The organism is Isachenkonia alkalipeptolytica (assembly GCF_009910325.1).
Lineage (GTDB): Bacteria > Bacillota > Clostridia > Peptostreptococcales > T1SED10-28 > Isachenkonia > Isachenkonia alkalipeptolytica.
Map to the genome: position 1 here is coordinate 1 of NZ_SUMG01000058.1, position 1,066 is coordinate 1,066.

The 1,066-nt window shown below is 50.0% G+C and carries 1 rRNA gene; it reads right to left on the reverse strand.

Going from position 1 to position 1,066, the window contains the following annotated elements:
• Positions 1 to 1,066, reverse strand: a 23S ribosomal RNA gene (locus ISALK_RS14850); the annotation flags it as partial.

Consider the following 1,066-nt stretch of genomic DNA (forward strand, 5'->3'; position numbering starts at 1 on the left):
CTTCGGCACTCCTTCTCCCGAAGTTACGGAGTCATTTTGCCGAATTCCTTAACAATAGTTCTCCCGTTCGCCTTAGGATTCTCTCCTCACCCACCTGTGTCGGTTTACGGTACGGGCACCTTAGGTCTCGATAGTGGCTTTTCTCGACAGCTTGGAGTCAACAGCTTCGCTACTTAAAATTTCGCTCCCCATCACCTCTTGAGATTAACATCCGGGGGGATTTGCCTCCCCAGACTCTCTACGGGCTTGGACGCACTCAACCAACGGTGCGCTCTGCCTATCCTTCTGTGTCCCCACATCTCTCAAACAACCTTCGGTGGTACAGGAATCTCCACCTGTTATCCATCGCCTACGCCTTTCGGCCTCGGCTTAGGTCCCGACTAACCCTGAGCGGACAAGCCTTCCTCAGGAATCCTTGGGTTTTCGGCGGGCAGGTTTCTCACCTGCCTCTCGTTACTCATGCCAACATTCTCGCTTCTATGCAGTCCACCACTCCTCACGGTATAGCTTCTGCCCACATAGAATGCTCGTCTACCACTCTTTCGAGTCCATCGCTTCGGTGATATGTTTTAGCCCCGGAAATCTTAGGCGCAAAGTTCCTGGATCAGTGAGCTATTACGCACTCTTTAAATGAATGGCTGCTTCTAAGCCAACATCCTGATTGTCTATGCAACTCTACATCCTTTTCCACTTAACATATACTTTGGGACCTTAGCGGTTGGTCTGGGCTCTTTCCCTCTCGACTATGAATCTTATCACACATAGTCTGACTCCCAGAAATCAAGTACACGGTATTCGGAGTTTGATAGGTTTTGGTAGCCAATATTGACCCCTAGACCATTCAGTGCTCTACCCCCGCTACTCTTTATTCTGAGGCTAGCCCTAAAGCTATTTCGACGAGAACCAGCTATCTCCGAGCTCGATTGGAATTTCACCGCTATCCACAGATCATCCGATGACTTTTCAACGTCAGGCGGTTCGGACCTCCACGAAATTTTACTTTCGCTTCATCCTGTCCATGGATAGGTCGCTCGGTTTCGGGTCTATGTCGCCAAACTATTCGCCC